The sequence below is a fragment of the Pseudomonas sp. Bout1 genome, from assembly GCF_034314165.1.
In the GTDB taxonomy this organism is placed as follows: domain Bacteria; phylum Pseudomonadota; class Gammaproteobacteria; order Pseudomonadales; family Pseudomonadaceae; genus Aquipseudomonas.
In genome coordinates this window covers 3,863,228-3,882,177 of the sequence record NZ_JAVIWK010000001.1, presented here as the reverse complement: position 1 = coordinate 3,882,177, position 18,950 = coordinate 3,863,228, and the positions used below count along the sequence as shown (strand labels likewise).

The window sequence follows — 18,950 nt, the reverse complement described above, 5'->3', positions numbered from 1 at the left end:
CACAAGACTTACGCCTCGAAACCCGGATAATGGCGGCCATATTTTGCTCGCTATTCTGGTAATCCCGCATGGAAATCAAGGTCAATTTTCTCGACAACCTTCGACTTGAAGCCAAGTTCGACGACTTCACCGTGGTGGCCGACCAGCCTATTCGCTACAAGGGCGATGGCTCGGCCCCTGGTCCGTTCGATTACTTCCTGGCGTCGTCGGCGTTGTGTGCGGCTTACTTTGTGAAGTTGTACTGCGAAACCCGCAACATCCCTACCGACAACATTCGCCTGTCGCAGAACAACATTGTCGATCCGGAAAACCGCTACAACCAGATCTTCAAGATCCAGGTCGAGTTGCCTGCGGACATCTCCGATAAAGACCGCCAGGGCATCTTGCGCTCCATCGACCGTTGCACCGTGAAAAAAGTGGTGCAGGCCGGCCCGGAGTTCGTGATCGAGGAAGTCGACAACCTGGATGCCGATGCCCAGGCGTTGTTGATGCCGAGCGCGGCGTCCGATGCCGGCACTTACATCGCGGGCAAGGACCTGCCGCTGGAAAAAACCATCGCCAACATGTCGGCCATTCTGGCGGGCCTGGGCATGAAGATTGAGATCGCGTCGTGGCGCAATATCGTGCCCAACGTGTGGTCGCTGCATATCCGCGATGCACACTCGCCGATGTGTTTTACCAACGGCAAGGGTGCGACCAAGGAAGGCGCGCTGGCGTCGGCACTGGGCGAGTTTATCGAGCGGTTGAACTGCAACTTCTTCTACAACGACCAGTTCTGGGGTGAAGACATCGCCAACGCGGCGTTTGTGCATTACCCGGACGAGCGCTGGTTCAAGCCGGGCCGTAAAGACGAACTGCCGCCGGAAATCCTCGACGCGCACTGCCTGCACATTTACAACCGTGACGGCGAGTTGCGTGGCTCACACCTCTACGACACCAACTCCGGCAACGAAGAGCGCGGCATTGTTTCGCTGCCGTTCGTGCGCCAGTCGGATGGCGAGGTGGTGTATTTCCCGTCCAACCTGATCGAGAACCTGTACCTCAGCAACGGCATGAGTGCCGGTAATACCCTGGCTGAAGCCCAGGTGCAGTGCCTGTCGGAGATTTTCGAGCGCGCGGTAAAACGCGAAATCATCGAGGGTGAATTCGCGCTGCCGGATGTGCCGCAGGAAGTGTTGGAGAAATTCCCCAGCATCCTGGCCGGGATCCAGGGCCTGGAAGCCCAGGGCTTCCCGGTACTGGTGAAAGATGCGTCGCTGGGCGGCGAATTCCCGGTGATGTGCGTGACCTTGATGAACCCGCGCACCGGCGGTGTATTCGCCTCGTTCGGCGCACACCCAAGCCTTGAAATCGCGCTGGAACGCAGCCTTACCGAACTGCTGCAAGGCCGCAGCTTCGAAGGCCTGAACGATCTACCGCAGCCGACGTTTGAAGGCCACGCGGTGACTGAGCCGAACAACTTCGTCGAGCACTTCATCGACTCCAGCGGAGTGGTGTCGTGGCGCTTCTTCAGCGCCAAATCGGATTACGAATTCGTCGAATGGGACTTCTCCGGCCAGGGTGAAAACTCCAATGCCGAGGAAGCCGCGACGCTGTTCGGCATCCTCGAGGGTATGGGCAAGCAAGTGTACATGGCGGTGTACGAGCACATCGGCGCAACCGCCTGCCGCATCCTGGTGCCGGACTATTCGGAGATTTATCCGATCGACGATCTGATCTGGGACAACACCAACAAGGCGCTGTTTTTCCGCGAAGACATCTTGAACCTGCACCGCCTCGACGAAGCCGAGTTGAAGGGCCTGGTTGAACGTCTGGTGGAAAGTGAGCTGGACGACTACACCGACATCACCACGTTGATCGGCATCGACTTTGATGACAATACCGCGTGGGGCCAACTGACCATCCTGGAATTGAAGCTGTTGGTTTACCTGGCCTTGCAGCAGTTTGAAGAAGCCAAGGAACTGGTGGAGATGTTCCAGCAGTACAACGACAACACGGTTGAGCGTGGCTTGTTCTACCAAGCCGTGAACGCGGTGCTGGAGATGGAGCTGGACGAAGACCTTGAGCTGGCGGACTACGAAGTGAATTTGCGTCGGATGTTTGGCAACGAGCGAATGGAAGCGGCGATTGGTTCGGTGAACGGTAGCGTGCGGTTTTACGGGTTGACGCCGACGAGCATGAAGCTGGAAGGGCTGGATCGGCACCTGCGGTTGATTGATAGCTACAAGAAGCTGCATTCGGCGCGGGCCAATACCGCGCGCTGACCCATACCTGTCAGGGAAGATATTGTACCTGTGGCGAGGGAGCTTGCTCCCGCTGGACTGCGCAGCGGTCCCATTTTCTGGGGCCGCTTCGCGACCCAGCGGGAGCAAGCTCCCTCGCCACAGGTTATTGGTTGCTTGCTCTGGCTCTTACAACGTCCATCCCAACCCCAGTGCTTTGTGCAATGACGCAAAGTCCTTGAGCAACAGCGCATCCCCGGAAATCCGGCTTTCCTGCGCCTGGTACCGCGTACGTTCCGCGTCCAGCCAATCCAGGGTACTCGCCGTGCCTGCTTTATAGCGCTGGCGAGTCAGGTCCGCTGCACGCACCGCCGACGACTCTACGTTGCGCAACAGCACCACATTCTGGCGCTGGTTGCCATAACGCGCCAACGCCACATCCGCGTCACGCAACGCACTCAACACCACGCTTTTGTAGTGGGCGAGGGCTTCATCGCGCCCGGCTTGCGCACCTTTGACGCTGGCCGCCACCCGGCCGAAATCCAGTGCGTTCCAGGTCAGCCTTGGTAACAGCAACCAGGTGCCGCTGTCCTTTCGCGCCAGATGCCCGGGATCGGCGGCCGAGAATGACAAATCGCCCATCAGGCTGAGCTTGGGAAACCAGTCGGCGGTTTTCTCGCCGATCTGCGCGTTGCTGGACGCCAGTTGGCGCTCGGCTACGCGGATATCCGGCCGGGCTTTCAGGATCGCCGCCGGGTCGGCAAACGGCACCTGGCTCGGGATAGCGGGCAGGGCACGCGGGGTGGTGAGGCTCGCATCCAACTCGCCCGGCTCCAGGCCACACAGCAAGTTCAGTTGGTCCACGGCCTCGACGATTGACGCTTGCAGCGGCAGGCGTTGGGCCCGGGTGTTTTCGGCCTGGGTCAGCACCTGTTCCAGTTGCAACTGCGAGGCCACGCCACGGCTGCGCCGCTGCTGGGTCAGGTCCAGCGCCTGCTCCTCGATGTCGACACTTGCATCCACCAGCGCCAGGCGCGCCTGCTGGTCGCGCAGGTCGGCATAGGTTTGCACCACCTCGGCAGCCAGTTGCACTTGGGCATCGGCCAACTGCGCCTGTGACGCGTCGTTTTCGGCTTGGGCTGCCTCGATTGCACGCCGGGTGCCGCCGAACACGTCGGCCTCCCAGCTGGCATCAAAGCCGGCGAGGTAAAGGTTTAACGGCCCGCGACCACCGCCACCGCTGCCCCCCAGCGCCGAAGTGTCGGGGGAGCGCAGTTTGAGCATCGCCGCGTCGCCGGTGACCTTGGGCAGGGCGTCGGCATTGGCGCCACTCAGGCTGGCCCGCGATTGTTGGAGTCGCGCCCGGGCGGTCGCCATGTCCGGGCTGCTTTGCAGTGCCTGGGCCACCAGTTGGTTAAGTTGCGGGTCGCCCAGGGTTTGCCACCACCGCGCAACTGCAAGCGTGTGCGCCAAGCCTGTGTCGGCGTGGGGCAAACGCCCGGCCGCCAAGGTTTTTGGCGCGGCATCCGGCGCGCCCTGGTAGTCCGGCCCCACGGTACACGCTGTCAGCAGGCCGACGGTAAAGAGCAGGGGAAGTGAGCGATAAATCATGTTCGTTGGCCTGCCTGCGCCGCGCGCTTTTTCAGGATGAAGATCAGGGGGAGGCACGCCAGCATGGCGAGTCCCAGCACGTAGAACGCGTCGTTGTAGGCCATTACTGCGGCCTGCTGGGCGATGTCGCTGGCCAGGTGGCTCAGTGCTTGTAGCGATGCAGTGGAAGGGTCGCCGGTTTGCGCCAGGTAGCTGGCGGTGTTGCTCGCCATCTGGTCCTGGGTCAACTGGGTGTTGGCCTGGATGCCTTCGCGCAGCATGTCGTCGTGGAAGTGGCTACGCCGGTCCATCAACACCCCCAGCAGCGCCAGCCCGAGGGTGCCACCGAGGTTGCGAGACATGTTGTAGAGCCCGGCCGCATCACCGGCGTCGCGGGTGTCTACCGACCGCATCGACAGCTGGCTGAGGGGCATCATCACCAGGATCTGCCCAAAGCCGCGCAAAATTTGCGACCAGTAAAAATCATGGCCGACACTCTGGGCGGTGAGTTGGGTGTCGAGAAAACAGCTGGCCCAGTACATCAACAAACCGACGCCGACCATCATCCGCAGGTCCAGGCGGCCGAGCATTCTTGGCAGGATCGGCATCAGCAGAAACGCGGGAATGCCCGACAGCAGCATGATCGACCCCGACTGTTGCGCGTTGTAGCCCGACAAAATGCCAAGGAACTGTGGCACCAGGTACGCCGTGCCATACAGCCCGGCACCGACGGCCGTGGCAATCAGCAACACACTGCCAAAGCTGCGGTTGAGCACCAGTTGCAGACGCAGGATCGGCGTACTCGACCGCACCTGCCCGACGGCAATCAGGAAGAACCCGACCACCATCGCAATGCTCAACCAGATGATCAGCAGCGAATCGAACCAGTGTTCACGCTGGCCTTCTTCCAGCACCACAGTGAGCGAACTCAAGCCCATGGCCAGGCCAAGAATGCCCAGCCAGTCGGCCTTGATGAACTGTTGAAGGTTCATGCGCTCGCCTGGCAGGCCACTGACCAGCAGGGTAATCAAGGTGATGCTGACGGGCAGGTTGATGAAAAAACACCAGCGCCAGTTGATGTTTTCCGTAAGCCATCCGCCAATTACCGGGCCCAACAACGGGCCGAGAATCACCGTCATGCCGAACATCGTGGTGCCGATTGCCAACTGATGGGCAGGCAAACGGGTGCGTACGATGGTCTGTGCGGTCGGAATCATCGCGCCGCCGGCAAACCCCTGGCCGATGCGCCCGGCGATCATCGCGCCAAGGCTTGAGGACAGGCCGCAGAACATCGAGAAAAACGTGAACATCAAGGCCGTGCCGATCAGGAACCGGCGCAGGCCAAATACCCGGGTCAGCCAGGCGGCGAGGGGGATCATCACGATTTCCGACATCAGGTAGCCGGTGGCGATCCAGGTGCCTTCCGTGCCGGTCGCGCCGATCTGGCCCTGGATTTGCGGCAGTGCCGAGTTGGTGATCGAGATGTCCAGGGTCGCCAGCAACGCGCCCAGCGAACCGGCAGCCACCGCGATCCAGTCGGTCAGCGAGGCGTTGCGCGGTTTGTCCGCGGGCGCCTCGGTCAAAACGGCTTCAGCCATGGTTGGCATCTGCCTTGTGGGTGCGGGTGTCGACTTCCACGGTGGCCGACAGGCCGGGCATCAGTGCCTGGCGAATGTCATCGTCGGGTACATCCAGGGAAATCCGCACGGGCACCCGCTGTACGATCTTGGTGAAGTTGCCGGTGGCGTTTGACGGCGGCAGCAGCGCGAACTGGGCGCCGGTGCCGGGGGACAGGCTGTCGATATGCCCTTGCAGGTCGTGGCCAGGCAGCGCATCCACATGCACGGTCACGGTCTGCCCGGCGCGCATGTCGCCAATCTGGGTTTCCTTGTAGTTGGCGGTCAGGTAGATCGCGCTCACCGGCACCACGGTCAGCAGGCGCGTGCCTGGCTGCACGTATTGCCCGACCCGCACGCCACGATCGGCCACGCGCCCATCCAGCGGGCTGCGAATCACCGCGTCGTCTACATCCAACTGGCTTTGCGCCTCGCTGGCCTTGGCCACGCCGAGTTGCGCCTGGGCCTGCTTGAGCTGGGCTTGAAGGGTGCCATAGCGGGTTTGGCTGGAACGCAGGGCAGCCTGCTTGGCGGCCACGGTGCTGCGGGCCTGGGCAAGTTGGTTGTTGAGCTGCGCCAGGCGCTCTTGCGGCTCGGCACCGGAGCGCGCCAGCGGCGCATAACGCGCGACTTCGGTTTGTGCGTGCCGGGCATCGGCTTGCGCGCCTTGCAGTTGGGCGCGGGCTTCGGCGATGGTCGAATCCTGCTGCACGAGGTCGGCCTGGGCCTTGGCAAAGTCGGCCTCGCGGGCGGCAATCGTCGCTGAGGCTTCGTCACTCACCGCCTGGTATTTGCGTGCATCCAGGCGCACCAGCACGTCGCCGCGCTTCACGTTTTGGTTATCGGCCACCAACACTGCAGCAACGTAGCCGTTGATTTTCGGCGCCACGCTGATGCTGTCGGCTTGCAGGTAGGCGTCGTCAGTGGTTTCGATAAAGCGCCCGGTGAGCCACCACCAGGCGCCCCACGCCAGCCCGGCCAACAGCGCCACGCCGGCGAGTGTCAGTAGAATCCGTCGGGCCTTGCCGCGTTGGCCGGTGACGGTGGTATCAGGAATGACCTGAGAAGAGGGCGGTGCAGCGGACATCAAGTCACTCCAGTTTTATATCAGTTGGAATAAATTCGTTTTTTCGCGAAAATTTGTCAACTGGTATATTTTGGTTACGTTAAAAAAATGGAGTTGCACATGGCACGACATAAACCGGCCGCCGAAGGGGGTTATCAACGGGGTGAAGAAACCCGTGCACGTATTGTCGAGGCAGCCGTCGTGGTCTTTGGCGAGCGTGGCTACGACGGTGCGTCCACGCGGGACATCGCGAACGCCGCAGGGGTCAATGCACCGGCGATCCAGTACTACTTCGACGCAAAGGAAGGCGTGTACCTGGCGTGCGTCGAGCACTTGATCACGCTTTTGTGGCGAAAAATGGCACCCTCCGTTGAAGCGGCGGAAAGCGCGCTGGCCGATGCGGAGGTCAACGATCAGGCGCTGATCGACGTCTCATTGGGCATCCTCGGAACGGTGGTCTCGACGATTCAGGACAGCCCCCAAACCACCGCGTGGCGTGCTTTTATGGATCGCCATCAAGCCGGCCTGTGCCCGGAAAGCGCGACGATGGCCTTTGAAGAGCGCTTCAAATCGCGCATCGCTAACGTGATCCGCCTGCTGATCGCGCGCCTGGCCGGCCTCGCCGTGGACGACGAGCGCACAGTGATCCACTCCATGGCGCTGTTCACCCAGGGCCTGGCGTTTCGGGTGCAGAAACCCAAGCTGCTCTCTGCCCTGAACTGGACTGAAGTGAACCAAAAAGAAATGGAGTTGGTGCGCGATGTGGTGCTGATCCAGGCGCGGTTTACCCTTGAGGGCCTGGTGCGGCACCGGGACCTGCGCTGACCTCAGCGTTTGCTGAAGGCCAACCGGGCCGCAAACAGTACAAAGATCATGCCGGTGGTGCGGTCCATCCACGTGATTACCTTTTCACGCCGCAGCACACCGGCCAGTGGTTGCGTGGCGCCGATCAGCACCAGCGACCATACCAGGCTGATCACCACGTGGATGCTCACCAGCCCGAATGTCCAGCCCACCAGGGAATGCCCCTGGGGAATGAACTGCGGCAGAAACGACACGTAGAAAATCCCGATCTTGGGGTTGAGGACGTTGCCCATCATGCCCTTCAAAAACCAGTTTGCACCGGGCTTGCCGTCGGCATCGACGGGGGCAAGTGAGCTGCGCGGGCGCAACAGCATGTTCAAGCCCAGCCATGCCAGGTAAGCGGCGCCGCAGTACTTCAAGACGTTGAAGGCCACCTCTGAAACCGCAATCAGCGCGCCCAGCCCAAAGGCGACCGCTGCCCCCCATAACAGGCAACCGGCGTTGATGCCCAACGCAGCGCGCAGCGCTTGTTGCTTGCCCTCCACCGTAGCGGTTCGCAGCACCAGGGCGGTGTCCAGGCCAGGCGTCAGCGTCAGCAGGGTGGCGGCAAAGGTGAAGGCCAGCAGGTTATCGGCGATAGGCATGGGCAAGGCACGTTGAGGTGAGCGTGGGGAGCACGTTAGCACATGCCTGGTGCAGTACCGTTCGTCTGCCATGTGGCGAGTCGGTTGAACGCATGTCCGGCCCTGTCGGACAGACACCTATGAGCAGGCGAAGTACGCGCTGTTTTTACACCTATCGCATATTCATCACTCAGGGGAAAAAACATGACAGTTCTGGTAACCGGAGCAGGCACAGGGTTTGGCTTTGAAGTGGCCCTCAGACTCGCCGATAAAGGCCTGGATGTTATCGCCGGCGTGGAAATCGTGGCGCAGGTACATGCGCTTGAACAAGAGGCCAGGCGCCGGGGCGTGAACCTTCGAATAGAAAAGCTCGACGTGACCGATGAAGGCGATCGGCGCAAGGCCGCAGAGTGGGATGTGGAGGTCTTGTTAAACAATGCAGGCATTTCAGAAGGCGGTTCGACACTGGATATTCCTGCCGAAAATCTTCGACGCCAGTACGAGGTCAATGTGATTGGCCCCTTGATGCTGACCCAACTGGTCGCCAAGAAAATGGTCTTGAAGCAACAGGGCAAGATCGTGTTCATGTCTTCAGTGGCAGGCCTTACCGCCGACCCTTTTGCCGGGGCATATGCCTCCTCCAAGCATGCGGTGGAAGCGATTGCCGAGGCGATGAGCCAGGAACTCAAGGAATTTGGTATCGAAGTGGCGACCGTTAACCCGGGGCCCTTCCTGACCGGGTTTAACGACCGGATGTTCGAGACCTGGAAAAGTTGGCAGGACGACGCTTCGCAGCGGCTGTTCGACTACAGCAAGCTGGCGTTTCCACACGAGCAGTACGATCCCGAGCCGGTCTTTGAGACCACCATCGCCGTGATCACTGGCGCCATCGACGCTTACCGCAACGTCGAGCCGAAAGAGATCATCGACCAGCAGCGCAAACAACTTGACGCGGCCTGGACCCGCAAGAGCAGTGAGGGCCTGGGCAAGCGCTCGGCGCTGGTGCAGAAGGCGTATGACATCAAGCCTGGGACGCCGGTCTGACTGGACGGCGATCATCCGCTGGTTTTTGGACGACTGGCCGTCAGCAGGATACGCACCGCCATCACCACGCCAAGCAGAACCGCCGCCAAGCCCGAGGTTTCCAGCACCGTTGGCAGTCGGCCCTTGAACCACAAGCCAAGCAGCGTGGCGAACAGCGATTCCAGGGCAATCAGTTGCCCGGACAGCACCATGGGCAGGCGCCGGGAGGCGATGTTCCAGGCCCATGCCCCGATCACCGACGACATCAACGCGATGCCCAGGCCCCACGCATACAGGTTGCCCGCCTGGGAAAAGCTCAAACCCAGGGTTGGCAGCTTGAGTAGGCCAAGCGTCTGTACAAGGGGCAACAGGCACAGCGTGCCTATCCCGGCGCCGAGCATCATCAGCCCGGTCCAGACCGTTGATGACTGGGCTGGGATGCGCGCCATAGCCCGTTGATTCACCACGCTGAAGACCAGCCACAACGCCACCGCGCCGACGGAGAACAACAGGCCCAGCGGCCATGAACTGCCGCTCGCGGCAGGTTGGTCAAGGCTACTGATGTTCGACAATAAAAGCCCAATCGTCAGTAAAGCCAGGGGGGTTGCCAGCCGGCGCCACTCGATGGTTTTGTGTGTGGCGTTACCGATCAGTGCCAGCAGTACCGGCACAAGGCCGATAAAGGCGGGCGTCAGTACCGGCCCGCCAAATACCACCCCGGCGGCGATACAGCTGCTGTAGCCGAGGTACCCGATGAAACCCAGGCCTGCGCCCAGCATTCGCAACCCACCGCTGAGTGATCGAAGCTGGGCGCGACAGAACATCACCACCACCAGGCCGAGCAGGCCGGCGCTCAGGAACTTGACGAGCATCAAATCGTAGAGGCTGTAGTCGCCGGTGACGTACGGCGCGATAAAGTTCAGTGCCCAGCTCAGGGTTGCAACGACCGCCAGGGCGACTCCGGCAAGCAGGGTTGAGTGAGCAGGGGGCATCAGGCGCATCCATAAGGTAGAGGGCCATGTTGCACAGCTGCCTGGTTGTGCTACAAACGAGTTCTCGGTCCTGGATGCATAACCTCAGATTATGAATAGCCTTGGGAAATCGTTGCCGCCACTCGCCAGTTTGTTGCCCTTTGAAGCAGCCGCCCGATTGGAAAGCTTTTCAAAAGCTGCCGAGGAACTGCACCTCACGCAGGCGGCAATCAGCCGGCAGGTCCGTGGCCTTGAAGAAAACCTTGGGCTGAAGCTGTTTTACCGCCGCAACCGTGCGGTGTTCCTGACGCCCGAAGGCCATGAGCTGGCGGCTGTTGTCAGTGCCGCGTTGCAGAGCATCAGCCACAGCGCCGAAGCCTTGCGTGAAACCCCGGGCAACAATCGCGTGGTGTTGCTCTGTCAGTTGTGCGAAGCGTTTTATTGGCTGATGCCGCGCCTGTCGACGTTCCACCAACGGCATCCGGCAATCGAAATCCAGGTGGCGACCACCACGCGACCCCTGGCTGAATTCAACGGACACTTTGACGTGGCGCTGCAAAGTACCGGGCGTGCCAGTGGGAAACATGCACTGGTGTTCACCGCCGCAGATGAAGTATTCCCGGTGTGCAGTCCCAACTATCTGGCGGCCGGGCAAGCGCTGGATGTCGGCGATCTGAGCCGCTACACGCTGTTACATCACCACGCGACGCCTCCTCACTGGATGGAATGGGACAGCTGGCTGCGTGCGGTTGGGCATACGTTGGAAGGTAATGCCAAGGGCGCCGTGTTTGACAGCTACCCGCTGATGCTTCAGGCCGCCGTCCAGGGGCACGGTATTGCGATGGGGTGGCAGCGCACCGCGGGCCGGCTTATTGAAAACGGTGCGCTGGTGCGGCCTTGCGCAGCCAGCGTTGCCTTGCCGGATGCCCTGTCGGTGTTCAGGCAGCAGGGCGCCGAGGACAGTGGCGAGGTTCGCGCGCTGCTTGAGTGGTTGGCTGATGAGTTTCGCAACGAGCAGGTGTAACAGGTTGCCCCCGGCAAATCGTTGAATACAGCCTTGTGGCGCAGTACCCAGCAAAGCCATAGCATGAGGGATCTATTAGCACATTGTTCTTTTCACGCTCCCATCCCTGAAAATCACCGACTGTGCAAGAATATGGCGATTAGCCACTTAGGGAACTCAAGGATGAAAACGCTGTGTGCTGCGCTGTTGTTGATGGCTGTATCCGGCTTGGCCCAGGCCAATGAGGTGCGGATCGGATTCCAGGAAATAGTGATTCCCGACACGCAACACGGCAGGCCGTTGCAGGTGGCGGTGTGGTACCCGACCGATGCTGTCGGCACGCCGCAACTGATCGCCGACAATCCGGTGTTTGTTGGCGCACCGGCCTTGAAGGATGCCGCACCGGCTGCCGGCGAGCATCCGTTGGTGGTGATCTCCCACGGCATTTTCGGTAACTGGATCAACCAGTCGTGGCTCGCGAGTGCGTTGGCCGGGCAGGGCTATATCGTGGCGTCGCCCAACCACCCCGGCACCACCAGCAAGGACCGCACACAGCCTGCCGCCTCCGAGCTATGGAAGCGTCCCCTGGATATCCACCGGGTGATCGATGCCATGATCGCCCAGCCCCAACGTTTCGGCGTGGTGGCCCAGCACAGGATTGCGGTCGTTGGGCACTCACTCGGTGGCTGGACCGCATTGGAGGTGGGCGGCGCACGTTTTGACCCGCAGCGCTTTACCGAGGACTGCACGGTTCACGCCGAAATCGCCCCGTGCAAGGCGTACGACCTTATCGAGGCCGGCCGTACCGACCAGGCGAAGCAGCATTTGGCCGAGGACTTGAGCGACCAGCGCGTGGCCGCCATTGTTTCCCTGGACCTGGGCTTCGCCCGCGGCTTCAGCGATGAAAGCCTGGCAGCGCTGCACCGACCCACACTGGTGATTGCGGCGGGCACGCCGTCCCCGGAGTTGCCCGCAGCACTTGAATCAGCCGACTTGGCCAAGCGCCTGCCGCCGAAGACTTCGCGCTACGTGCAAATCAGCGACGCCACGCACTTCAGCTTCCTGCCAGTGTGCAAGCCCGCAGCAGTAGAGCGGATTGAACAGAGCGACCCCGGTGAAGGTTTCATCTGCCTGGATGCCCAGGGTGCCCGCCCCAAACCGCAGATTCAGCAGCAGATACTCACCCTGATCAGTGAGTTTCTGCAGCAGTCCCTGCGCTAGCCCTCAGATGTCCTTGGACAGCACCAGGCTCGCACCCTTGCGGCTCAGGAACCACAGGTAGACCAGCCCGATGACGATCCAGGCAAACCCGAGTTTCTGCGCCTGCAAGCCCATGTTGAACATGATCGCAAAGGTGATGACAAACCCCAGCACCGGTGTGATCAGGTGCCGCCACACGTTGCGCGATTTCAGGCGCCGCCAATAGTAGTTGATCACGGTGATGTGCAGGATCATGAAGCCGCTGAGGGCGCCGAAGTTCACCAGCGAGGTCAACGTGTCCACGGTGTCGATGAAGAAGTAGCAGATGACCAGCGACAGCACGCCCACCAGGTAAATGCTCAGGTAAGGCGTGCTGTATTTCGGATGGACCTTGGCCAGGATCCCCGGCAGCTTGCCATCCCGGGCCATGCCGAACAGCAACCGCGACACCGCGGCCTGTGAGGTGATGGACACCGCCACACCCCAGGCCAACGCGGTCGCGATCGCTGTCAGCGACGCCAGCCAACTGCCCCCGGCAATCGCCGCGATTTCATAAAACGCCGAGTCGGCAGACGCGAAGCCCATGCCAGCCGCAAGGTCGGTGGCCAGCCAGGTTTGCGCCACAAAGATTGCGCCCATCACCAGCAGGCTGATCAACGCCGCCCGGCCCACACTGCGCCCGGCATCGCCTTTGGTTTCTTCCGCCAGCGTGGAGATTGCATCAAAGCCCAGAAACGACAGCACCGCGATTGAAACGCCCTGCATCAGTAACCCGAAGTTGAACCCGCCGGGGTTGTACAACGGCGCCAGCGTGAGGTGGCCATTGCCGGCGCCTCCGTGCAGGGCCTTCCAGGCACACACCAGGAAAATCCCCAGCACCACCAGTTGTGCCAGCAGGAACACGATGTTCATTCGCGCGGTAAACGTCATGCCGCGCAGGTTGACCAGGGTGGCACTGACCAGGAACGCCAGGATAAATGCGGTCTTCGGAATCTCGGGGTACAAGTGGTTCAGCGCAATCGCGGCATAGATATACAGCAGCGGCGGGATCAGCAGGTAGTCGAGCAACAACAACCAACCGGCAATAAACCCCACACCTGGGTTCAGTCCGCGCTGGGCATACGAATACACCGAGCCGGCGATCGGAAACGCCCGCGCCATGCTGCCGTAACTCAGCGCGGTAAACAGCATCGCGACCATGCCGATGATGTAGGCCAGTGGCACCATGCCGGGCGCTTCGCTGTTGACGTAGCCGTACACGCCGAAGGGCGCGATGGGGATCATGAAGATCATCCCGTAGATCACCAGGTCCGTGAGGGACAGGCTGCGTTTTAGCTCTTGTTTATAGCCAAACTCTTCAATTGCCATGAGGGGTACTTCCATATGAAGTAAGGCGAATGTGCAGCCGCCTAAGCGGCCGAACATGTTCTTGAACCCGGCAGGTTAAAAGACGCCCAGGCGGTTTTTTTTTATAGTTGTAAGACCGGTCCAGCCAACAGCAGCAGCTACAGCAGTGGAGCTAAATAGTCCGCCCATGACTGCAGCGCATGGGGTGTTCGCAGCAGGTCGTTCCTGACCTCCAGCAGCACGGCATCGATGCCCCGCTGATCACCGTGGAACGGTACGGTCATGTCGCCCAGCACATCGACTTCGTAAGGCTGGTTGGCCGCGACGGTCAGTCCCTGGGCGGCCAATCCCTGCAGGATCCCGCCGGCATAGGCGGCGGCGCCGGCAAACAACACGCCGGCTTCGAGCGAGCGGGGTTGGCCGTGGTAAATCGGGGTGAAGCTGTGGACGGCCACGATTCGCACCTCGCGACCTTGCGCCAGCCGCGCATCAATCAGGGCGCTCAGGCGCTGGTGAAAGGGCGTGAACAAACGTTCCTGCCGATACTGGCGAGCGTTTTCATGCAGGTCCCGGTTGCCTGGCACGTCGTAGATTTCGCTGCGTGGCGCAATACTGTCGGGGGCCTCCAGTGGGCGATTGAGGTCGATCAGCAAGCGCGAATAGGCGGCCGAGATCAACGTCGCATCCAGGGCCCTTGAGAGTCGTTCCGCCAGCTTCAGCGCACCGATATCCCACGCGATATGCTCCTTTGCCGCTTCATCGTTCAGGCCCAGGGCGTTCAGTTCCGTGGGGATGTAGGCGCTGGCATGTTCGCAAACCAGAATCACCGGGTGCTCGGACTCTTGCCGGCTGACCCGGTACACCGGTTTCTTGAACAGGCCGTGTTCGGGGGAATCAGTAAAGGCGGGCATAGTGGTCACAGAGTTCGGCAGGCGTCAGTTTTTCGGTCGATTTGAGCTCTTCGGCTTTCAGGGCGAAGTAGGCATCCATCATCAGTGGCGGCAATTGTTCCAGCAGCTGCGGGTTGTTGCGCAGGCTGGCGAGGGCGTCTTCTAGGGTATCGGGCAGGGCGAGGATATGGCGCGCCTGGCGTTGTTCGTCGCTCATGGACTCCGGGTCTTCATCGGAGGAACTGTGCAGCGTGAGCTTTTGCTGGAGGCCCAGGCGGCCGGCAATCAGCACCGTGGCCATGCTCAGGTGCGGTGAGGCGGTCGCGTCCAGCGGGCGGAATTCCAGATTGTATTGCTTCGCCGGGGACTTGCCGCCGAGGGTGATGGTCGGGCAGATCCGCAGTGCGGCTTCGCGGTTGCGTTGGCCCAGGTTGGCGTAGGACGCACTCCAGTGATGAGGTTTCAAGCGCAGGTAGGAAACCGGCGTGGGCGCACTGAAGGCGCACAGCGCGGGCAGGAATTTCAACACGCCCGCCGCCCACTGCAGGCCTTTTTCGGACAGCCCGTTGCTGCTTTGCGCGTCGTACATCACCGCGTTACCGGCAGGGTCCTGCAGGCTGATATGCAGGTGCACCCCGTTGCTCACACCATCGGCTTCCAGCTTGGGCGAGAAGCTGATATCCAGGCCCATCTGCCGGGCGATTTCGCGGGTAATCTCCCGCACATTCACCGCCCGATCCGCCGCCGCCACGCCTTGAGTGGGGCGGCAAGTGACTTCGTATTGCGCCTTGCCGTATTCGGGCAAAAACATCTCGGGTTCGACGCCGGCAGCTTTCAGTGCGCTCAACAGCCAGCCGCCAAAAGACGCGGCATGATGCTGGGCCGAAAGCGAGAAGGCGTGGTGAGCGTTATTCGGGTCTTTGTAGCCCAGGTTGAACTCATGCTCGAACGCGGCAGTGACTTCAAGGCCCAGTTCGTCGCGATACCGCTGGATCTCGTTGCGCAGCAGCGTGCGTGGGCAAGCGGCCCAGGGTTGGCCGTCGGTTTCACAAATGTCTGCATGGATGAAGTCCAGCGCAGGGGCGTCGGTGTCCGGGCCGTTCGGCACTTGCACGCGGGTATTCATGTCCGGGACCAGGCGCAAATCGCCAAACGAACCCCACGGATTATTTTCCGCCACCCGGTCTTGCGGTGTCAGTGCGCTGTTGGCCGGCACCCAGCCCACACCGGCTTGCTGGTAGCTCTCAAGCTCGTCTGTGGGAAACGAGCGTCCGCGGGTCACACCAATCAGGTCGGTGGTGACGATGGTGGTCATTGCCGTTGGCTGGATCAGGCTCACGGGCGCCACTCCTGCAAACGGTTGATCACGGTTTGGGTGTCGGTGATCCAGCAATAACCCTTGATCGCCTCAAGGCAAGCGTGATGCCGTTCGGGGGTGTAAGTGGCGCAGGCGTCCTCAATCAACGTCACCAGGTAGCCACGGTCTGCCGCATCACGTACGGCCATGTCCACGCACTGGTCGGTGACGATGCCGGCGATGATCAGGTGCCGGGTTTCCAGGTTGCGCAGCACGTAGTCGATGTTGGTGGAGTTGAAGACCCCGGACGAGGTCTTGGGCAGCACGATTTCATTTTCCAAGGGCGTCAGCTCATCAATCACGCCGGCCTGATAGCTGCCTTTGGGCAAATGCATGTCTGACAACTTGTGGTCCAGCGAGCGATCACGGCCATCGGCGGTCAGGCTTTCGATGAGGGTGTGCAGCACGTTTTGTTTGGCTTCACGCACTGCATTCAACAGCCGGACCTGATTGGGAATCACCGTTTCCCGGGCGCGGTTCAGAAAGTATTGCGCTTGCGGGCCCTGCAAATGCGGGTCGAGCGCGGGGTCGAGCCAGGCGCGTTGCATGTCCACCAGCAGCAAGGCGGTGTTGCCCGCAGTGAACGGAAGGTCGCGGGGCGAATGATGGGGGAGCGTGAACATGGTTATTTTTCCTCCAGAAGATGAGCCGCGAATTGCGTGCGAAGGGCGTCGATCCCTTCCAGGCGGGCATCCAGGCCATGGCTGTGCTGAGTGAGGGTGGCGATCAGGGCTTCCACCTGTGCGAGGGCGGGCACCATCGTGTCGAAAGCCGACACCGACTCCACCGGGGAACTGATGATCAGGTCGGCCAGTTCCCGCAGCGGCGAGGCATAGATGTCGGTGAACAGCACCACGCGAGCACCCCGCGCCTTGGCGGCGGTTGCCACGCGCAAGGCTTGGGTCTGGTAGCGGCGGTAGTCGAACAGCAGGACCAGGTCCTGGCGCTGGATGTCATGGATTCGGTCGGGTAACTGGGCGTTGTCTTCCAGGCAATGACAGCCCGCACGCAACAGGCGCAAGTGATTCACCAGATAGCCCGCGAGAAAACTGCTGAGTCGGCCGCCGAAGCAGAACACGTGGTGCTTGGTATCCAGCAGCCATTCGGTGAGTACGCGCACGTCTTCGGGCTGGGTCAGGGCCTGGGTTTCCTGAAGGGCGCGGTTGCAGTCATCCAGGTAAGTGGTCCAGGCGTCATCCTGGGACGAGTGCGCGCGGGGTTGCAGCAGGGTGATGGGCGAACGCAGGCGGTGGTCCATTTCGCTCAGGAGGGCGTCCTGGAATTCGGCGTAGCCACCGAAACCGAGCTTCTTTACCAACCGCATGATGGTCGGGTCGCTGACCCCGGCGTGTTCTGCCAGGCGAGCCATGGAGCCGAGACCGCTGCGTGGGTAGTGGTCGAGCAGGGCACGGATCACCTTACGCTCGGAGGGCGTAGGGCTGAGTGTGGCGTCGGTGAGTTTGTCACGTAGGTTCGTCATATCGCGCCTTGTTGTTTTTGCTACGGCTTGGCGAGAATGAGTGTATTGGTAGTAAATACTACATGTAAAGGCAGATTTCGGCTGTTTGTTGGAAACACCGACCAATAAAGCCCACCCTGTACGGCCTTTTCATGACGGTTTTTTCATTGCTACATGACAAAAATTTCACATTCTGCGCTAGCGGCCCCATGCCACAATCCGCTGTGTTTGCAGGGCCGCAACAGTATTCGCTCGAAGGACAGTAAAAAAATAATGTTCACAGGGGCGCAGTAAATGAAACTCTCTACATTAGCGTTGGCCATGACCGCGGCCGTGCTCGCACAACACGCCAGCGCAGATGGCTTTGGTCTCGGCTCACTCGGCACGGGTGACGGCCACAGCGGCTTCCTCGAAGACAGTCATTCTTCGATCAGTTCGCGCACCATGTACTACAACGCCGACGTTCACTCCGGCACCGCGAATGACCTGCGTGAAGCGGCTCAAGTACTGCGTTTCGACTACAAATCCGGTTACACCCAAGGCACCGTCGGCGTCGGTTTTGACGTGATGGCTTTTGGTGCGTTGCGTCTGGACGGTGGCGATGGCCACGCAGCGGGTGCTGGCCTGTCGGGCAACGGCAACAGTTTCTTCCCGGTCAAGAACAATGGCACCGAGCCGGCTGACAGCTTCGGTCGCGCAGCCGGGAACGTTAAGTTCCGGATTTCCCAGACTGAATTGCACGTGGGCGGTGGCCTGGCCCCGATCCTGCCGATCCTGGTGTCCAACGACAGCCGTGCCGCACCGCAAACCTTCGACGGCGGTATCCTGACCTCCAAGGACATCCCTAACGTCACGTTCGTGGGCGGTGAACTGAACAAGGCTGAAGGTCGTGCATCGAGCAACTCCACGGGCTTGAGCGTCGCCGGTGCTTCGCGCGACAGCGACAGCTTCCGTTTCGGCGGCGTTGACTACCAGCCGTTTGGTTCTTCCGACAACGTCATCGCTAAAAACCTGACGTTGCAGTACTACTACGCCGACCTGGAAGACTTCTACAAGCAGAACTATTTCGGCCTGGTCCACGTGCTGCCGCTGGGTAATGACCAGTCGTTCAAAACCGACCTGCGCTACTTTGATAGCACCAGCGACGGCAAGAACGGCTCGTCTGGCTACGCGTTCAACAACAACGGCGGTTATGCCAAGCACGCCGGTGAAGTCGACAACAAAACCTACAGTGCTGCATTCACCTATCAGTTGGGCGGCAGCCAGTTGATGCTCGGCCACATCGGCGTGAGTGATGACGGCGGCTTCGTCTGGGTCAACCAGGGCAGCATCGCAGACCCAACTGCCCAAGGCGCGGGCGGCTCCGACTTCTACCTGTTCACCGACGCGGTGGTTGGCCAGTTCTCCCGCGCAGGCGAGCAAGTCAATTTCGGCCAGTACCTGTATGACTTCAGAACCCTGGTACCTGGCCTCAAAGCCTCGATTGCCTACCTCAACGGCAGCGACATCAAGTCCAAGGTCGCCGGTGGCAGTGATCAGTCGGAACGCGAAACCGATTTCCGTCTTGATTACGTCGTGCAAGCAGGCCCGCTCAAAGGCTTCGGTACCACCTTCCGTACCGGTAGCTACCATGGCCACAACACCGGCACCGCCGACCAGGATCAAACTCGCCTGATCCTCAACTACACCTACGCGATCTTTTAATAAGCCGCGCACAAGCACCTGAAAGAAGGCCGCCGATTGGGCGGTCTTTTTTTTGGCAGGTACTTTCAGCGATCT

The 18,950-nt window shown here is 60.9% G+C and carries 16 protein-coding genes; 6 read left to right on the top strand and 10 right to left on the bottom strand.

Going from position 1 to position 18,950, the window contains the following annotated elements:
* Positions 1 to 68 precede the first annotated feature (68 nt).
* Complete coding sequence (locus RGV33_RS18125; protein ID WP_322145459.1) at positions 69 to 2,264, top strand: OsmC domain/YcaO domain-containing protein; 2,196 nt, start codon at positions 69 to 71, stop codon at positions 2,262 to 2,264.
* Positions 2,265 to 2,411: 147 nt separating this feature from the next.
* Here the strand turns inward: RGV33_RS18125 and RGV33_RS18120 are convergent, their stop codons facing one another.
* Genes RGV33_RS18120 through RGV33_RS18110 form a run of 3 tightly spaced genes read right to left on the bottom strand, consistent with a single transcriptional unit; the run spans position 2,412 to position 6,515 of the window.
* The gene (locus tag RGV33_RS18120) at positions 2,412 to 3,833 is read right to left on the bottom strand and encodes an efflux transporter outer membrane subunit (protein WP_322145458.1); all 1,422 of its coding nucleotides are present in this window, start codon (positions 3,831 to 3,833) and stop codon (positions 2,412 to 2,414) included.
* Positions 3,830 to 5,410, bottom strand: a complete 1,581-nt coding sequence (locus RGV33_RS18115; protein WP_322145457.1) for a DHA2 family efflux MFS transporter permease subunit — start codon at positions 5,408 to 5,410, stop codon at positions 3,830 to 3,832. Before RGV33_RS18115 ends, RGV33_RS18120 begins: the two co-directional genes overlap by 4 nt.
* A complete protein-coding gene (locus RGV33_RS18110) occupies positions 5,403 to 6,515 on the bottom strand; it encodes an HlyD family secretion protein (protein ID WP_322145456.1) in 1,113 nt (370 codons plus the stop codon). Before RGV33_RS18110 ends, RGV33_RS18115 begins: the two co-directional genes overlap by 8 nt.
* A gap of 99 nt (positions 6,516 to 6,614) precedes the next feature.
* Between RGV33_RS18110 and RGV33_RS18105 the strand changes: the two genes are divergently transcribed.
* Positions 6,615 to 7,319 (top strand): CerR family C-terminal domain-containing protein, encoded by a 705-nt coding sequence (locus tag RGV33_RS18105; RefSeq protein ID WP_322145455.1) that lies wholly within the window; start codon positions 6,615 to 6,617, stop codon positions 7,317 to 7,319.
* Positions 7,320 to 7,321: 2 nt separating this feature from the next.
* On the opposite strand, the gene RGV33_RS18100 is transcribed toward RGV33_RS18105, so the two are convergent.
* A complete protein-coding gene (locus RGV33_RS18100) occupies positions 7,322 to 7,942 on the bottom strand; it encodes a LysE family translocator (RefSeq protein ID WP_322145454.1) in 621 nt (206 codons plus the stop codon).
* A 183-nt stretch (positions 7,943 to 8,125) separates the two neighbouring features.
* Between RGV33_RS18100 and RGV33_RS18095 the strand changes: the two genes are divergently transcribed.
* Positions 8,126 to 8,965 (top strand): SDR family oxidoreductase, encoded by an 840-nt coding sequence (locus RGV33_RS18095; RefSeq protein ID WP_322145453.1) that lies wholly within the window; start codon positions 8,126 to 8,128, stop codon positions 8,963 to 8,965.
* 11 nt (positions 8,966 to 8,976) lie between these two features.
* On the opposite strand, the gene RGV33_RS18090 is transcribed toward RGV33_RS18095, so the two are convergent.
* The gene (locus tag RGV33_RS18090) at positions 8,977 to 9,936 is read right to left on the bottom strand and encodes a DMT family transporter (RefSeq protein WP_322145452.1); all 960 of its coding nucleotides are present in this window, start codon (positions 9,934 to 9,936) and stop codon (positions 8,977 to 8,979) included.
* A 91-nt stretch (positions 9,937 to 10,027) separates the two neighbouring features.
* Here RGV33_RS18090 and RGV33_RS18085 point away from each other — a divergent pair, with 91 nt between their 5' ends.
* Positions 10,028 to 10,939, top strand: coding sequence for a LysR substrate-binding domain-containing protein (locus RGV33_RS18085; RefSeq protein WP_322145451.1), 912 nt, complete (start codon positions 10,028 to 10,030; stop codon positions 10,937 to 10,939).
* A gap of 162 nt (positions 10,940 to 11,101) precedes the next feature.
* Positions 11,102 to 12,139 carry an alpha/beta hydrolase family protein gene (locus tag RGV33_RS18080; RefSeq protein ID WP_322145450.1) on the top strand — a complete coding sequence of 346 codons (1,038 nt, stop codon included), beginning with the start codon at positions 11,102 to 11,104 and terminating at the stop codon, positions 12,137 to 12,139.
* Between the two features lie 3 nt (positions 12,140 to 12,142).
* On the opposite strand, the gene RGV33_RS18075 is transcribed toward RGV33_RS18080, so the two are convergent.
* The 5 genes from RGV33_RS18075 to RGV33_RS18055 form a co-directional block, all read right to left on the bottom strand.
* Positions 12,143 to 13,486 (bottom strand): APC family permease, encoded by a 1,344-nt coding sequence (locus RGV33_RS18075; protein WP_322145449.1) that lies wholly within the window; start codon positions 13,484 to 13,486, stop codon positions 12,143 to 12,145.
* 137 nt (positions 13,487 to 13,623) lie between these two features.
* Complete coding sequence (locus RGV33_RS18070; RefSeq protein WP_322145448.1) at positions 13,624 to 14,376, bottom strand: N-formylglutamate amidohydrolase; 753 nt, start codon at positions 14,374 to 14,376, stop codon at positions 13,624 to 13,626.
* Complete coding sequence (locus tag RGV33_RS18065; protein ID WP_322145447.1) at positions 14,360 to 15,694, bottom strand: glutamine synthetase family protein; 1,335 nt, start codon at positions 15,692 to 15,694, stop codon at positions 14,360 to 14,362. The genes RGV33_RS18070 and RGV33_RS18065 overlap by 17 nt, the downstream gene beginning before the upstream one ends.
* Complete coding sequence (locus RGV33_RS18060) at positions 15,691 to 16,335, bottom strand: isochorismatase family cysteine hydrolase (protein ID WP_322145446.1); 645 nt, start codon at positions 16,333 to 16,335, stop codon at positions 15,691 to 15,693. Before RGV33_RS18060 ends, RGV33_RS18065 begins: the two co-directional genes overlap by 4 nt.
* Positions 16,336 to 16,337: 2 nt before the next feature.
* Positions 16,338 to 17,192 (bottom strand): MurR/RpiR family transcriptional regulator, encoded by an 855-nt coding sequence (locus RGV33_RS18055; protein ID WP_322145445.1) that lies wholly within the window; start codon positions 17,190 to 17,192, stop codon positions 16,338 to 16,340.
* 273 nt (positions 17,193 to 17,465) lie between these two features.
* Here RGV33_RS18055 and RGV33_RS18050 point away from each other — a divergent pair, with 273 nt between their 5' ends.
* A complete protein-coding gene (locus tag RGV33_RS18050) occupies positions 17,466 to 18,875 on the top strand; it encodes an OprD family outer membrane porin (protein WP_322145444.1) in 1,410 nt (469 codons plus the stop codon).
* The last annotated feature ends 75 nt before the right edge of the window (positions 18,876 to 18,950 follow it).

Excerpts from the sequence above, each read along its gene's own strand:
- RGV33_RS18125 (WP_322145459.1), top strand. The coding sequence starts at position 69 with ATGGAAATCAAGGTCAATTTTCTCGACAACCTTCGACTTGAAGCCAAG.
- RGV33_RS18090 (WP_322145452.1), bottom strand. The coding sequence starts at position 9,936 with ATGCCCCCTGCTCACTCAACCCTGCTTGCCGGAGTCGCCCTGGCGGTC.
- RGV33_RS18085 (WP_322145451.1), top strand. The coding sequence starts at position 10,028 with ATGAATAGCCTTGGGAAATCGTTGCCGCCACTCGCCAGTTTGTTGCCC.
- RGV33_RS18075 (WP_322145449.1), bottom strand. The coding sequence starts at position 13,486 with ATGGCAATTGAAGAGTTTGGCTATAAACAAGAGCTAAAACGCAGCCTG.
- RGV33_RS18100 (WP_322145454.1), bottom strand. The coding sequence starts at position 7,942 with ATGCCTATCGCCGATAACCTGCTGGCCTTCACCTTTGCCGCCACCCTG.
- RGV33_RS18095 (WP_322145453.1), top strand. The coding sequence starts at position 8,126 with ATGACAGTTCTGGTAACCGGAGCAGGCACAGGGTTTGGCTTTGAAGTG.
- RGV33_RS18115 (WP_322145457.1), bottom strand. The coding sequence starts at position 5,410 with ATGGCTGAAGCCGTTTTGACCGAGGCGCCCGCGGACAAACCGCGCAAC.
- RGV33_RS18070 (WP_322145448.1), bottom strand. The coding sequence starts at position 14,376 with ATGCCCGCCTTTACTGATTCCCCCGAACACGGCCTGTTCAAGAAACCG.
- RGV33_RS18105 (WP_322145455.1), top strand. The coding sequence starts at position 6,615 with ATGGCACGACATAAACCGGCCGCCGAAGGGGGTTATCAACGGGGTGAA.
- RGV33_RS18050 (WP_322145444.1), top strand. The coding sequence starts at position 17,466 with ATGAAACTCTCTACATTAGCGTTGGCCATGACCGCGGCCGTGCTCGCA.
- RGV33_RS18080 (WP_322145450.1), top strand. The coding sequence starts at position 11,102 with ATGAAAACGCTGTGTGCTGCGCTGTTGTTGATGGCTGTATCCGGCTTG.
- RGV33_RS18055 (WP_322145445.1), bottom strand. The coding sequence starts at position 17,192 with ATGACGAACCTACGTGACAAACTCACCGACGCCACACTCAGCCCTACG.
- RGV33_RS18120 (WP_322145458.1), bottom strand. The coding sequence starts at position 3,833 with ATGATTTATCGCTCACTTCCCCTGCTCTTTACCGTCGGCCTGCTGACA.
- RGV33_RS18110 (WP_322145456.1), bottom strand. The coding sequence starts at position 6,515 with ATGTCCGCTGCACCGCCCTCTTCTCAGGTCATTCCTGATACCACCGTC.
- RGV33_RS18060 (WP_322145446.1), bottom strand. The coding sequence starts at position 16,335 with ATGTTCACGCTCCCCCATCATTCGCCCCGCGACCTTCCGTTCACTGCG.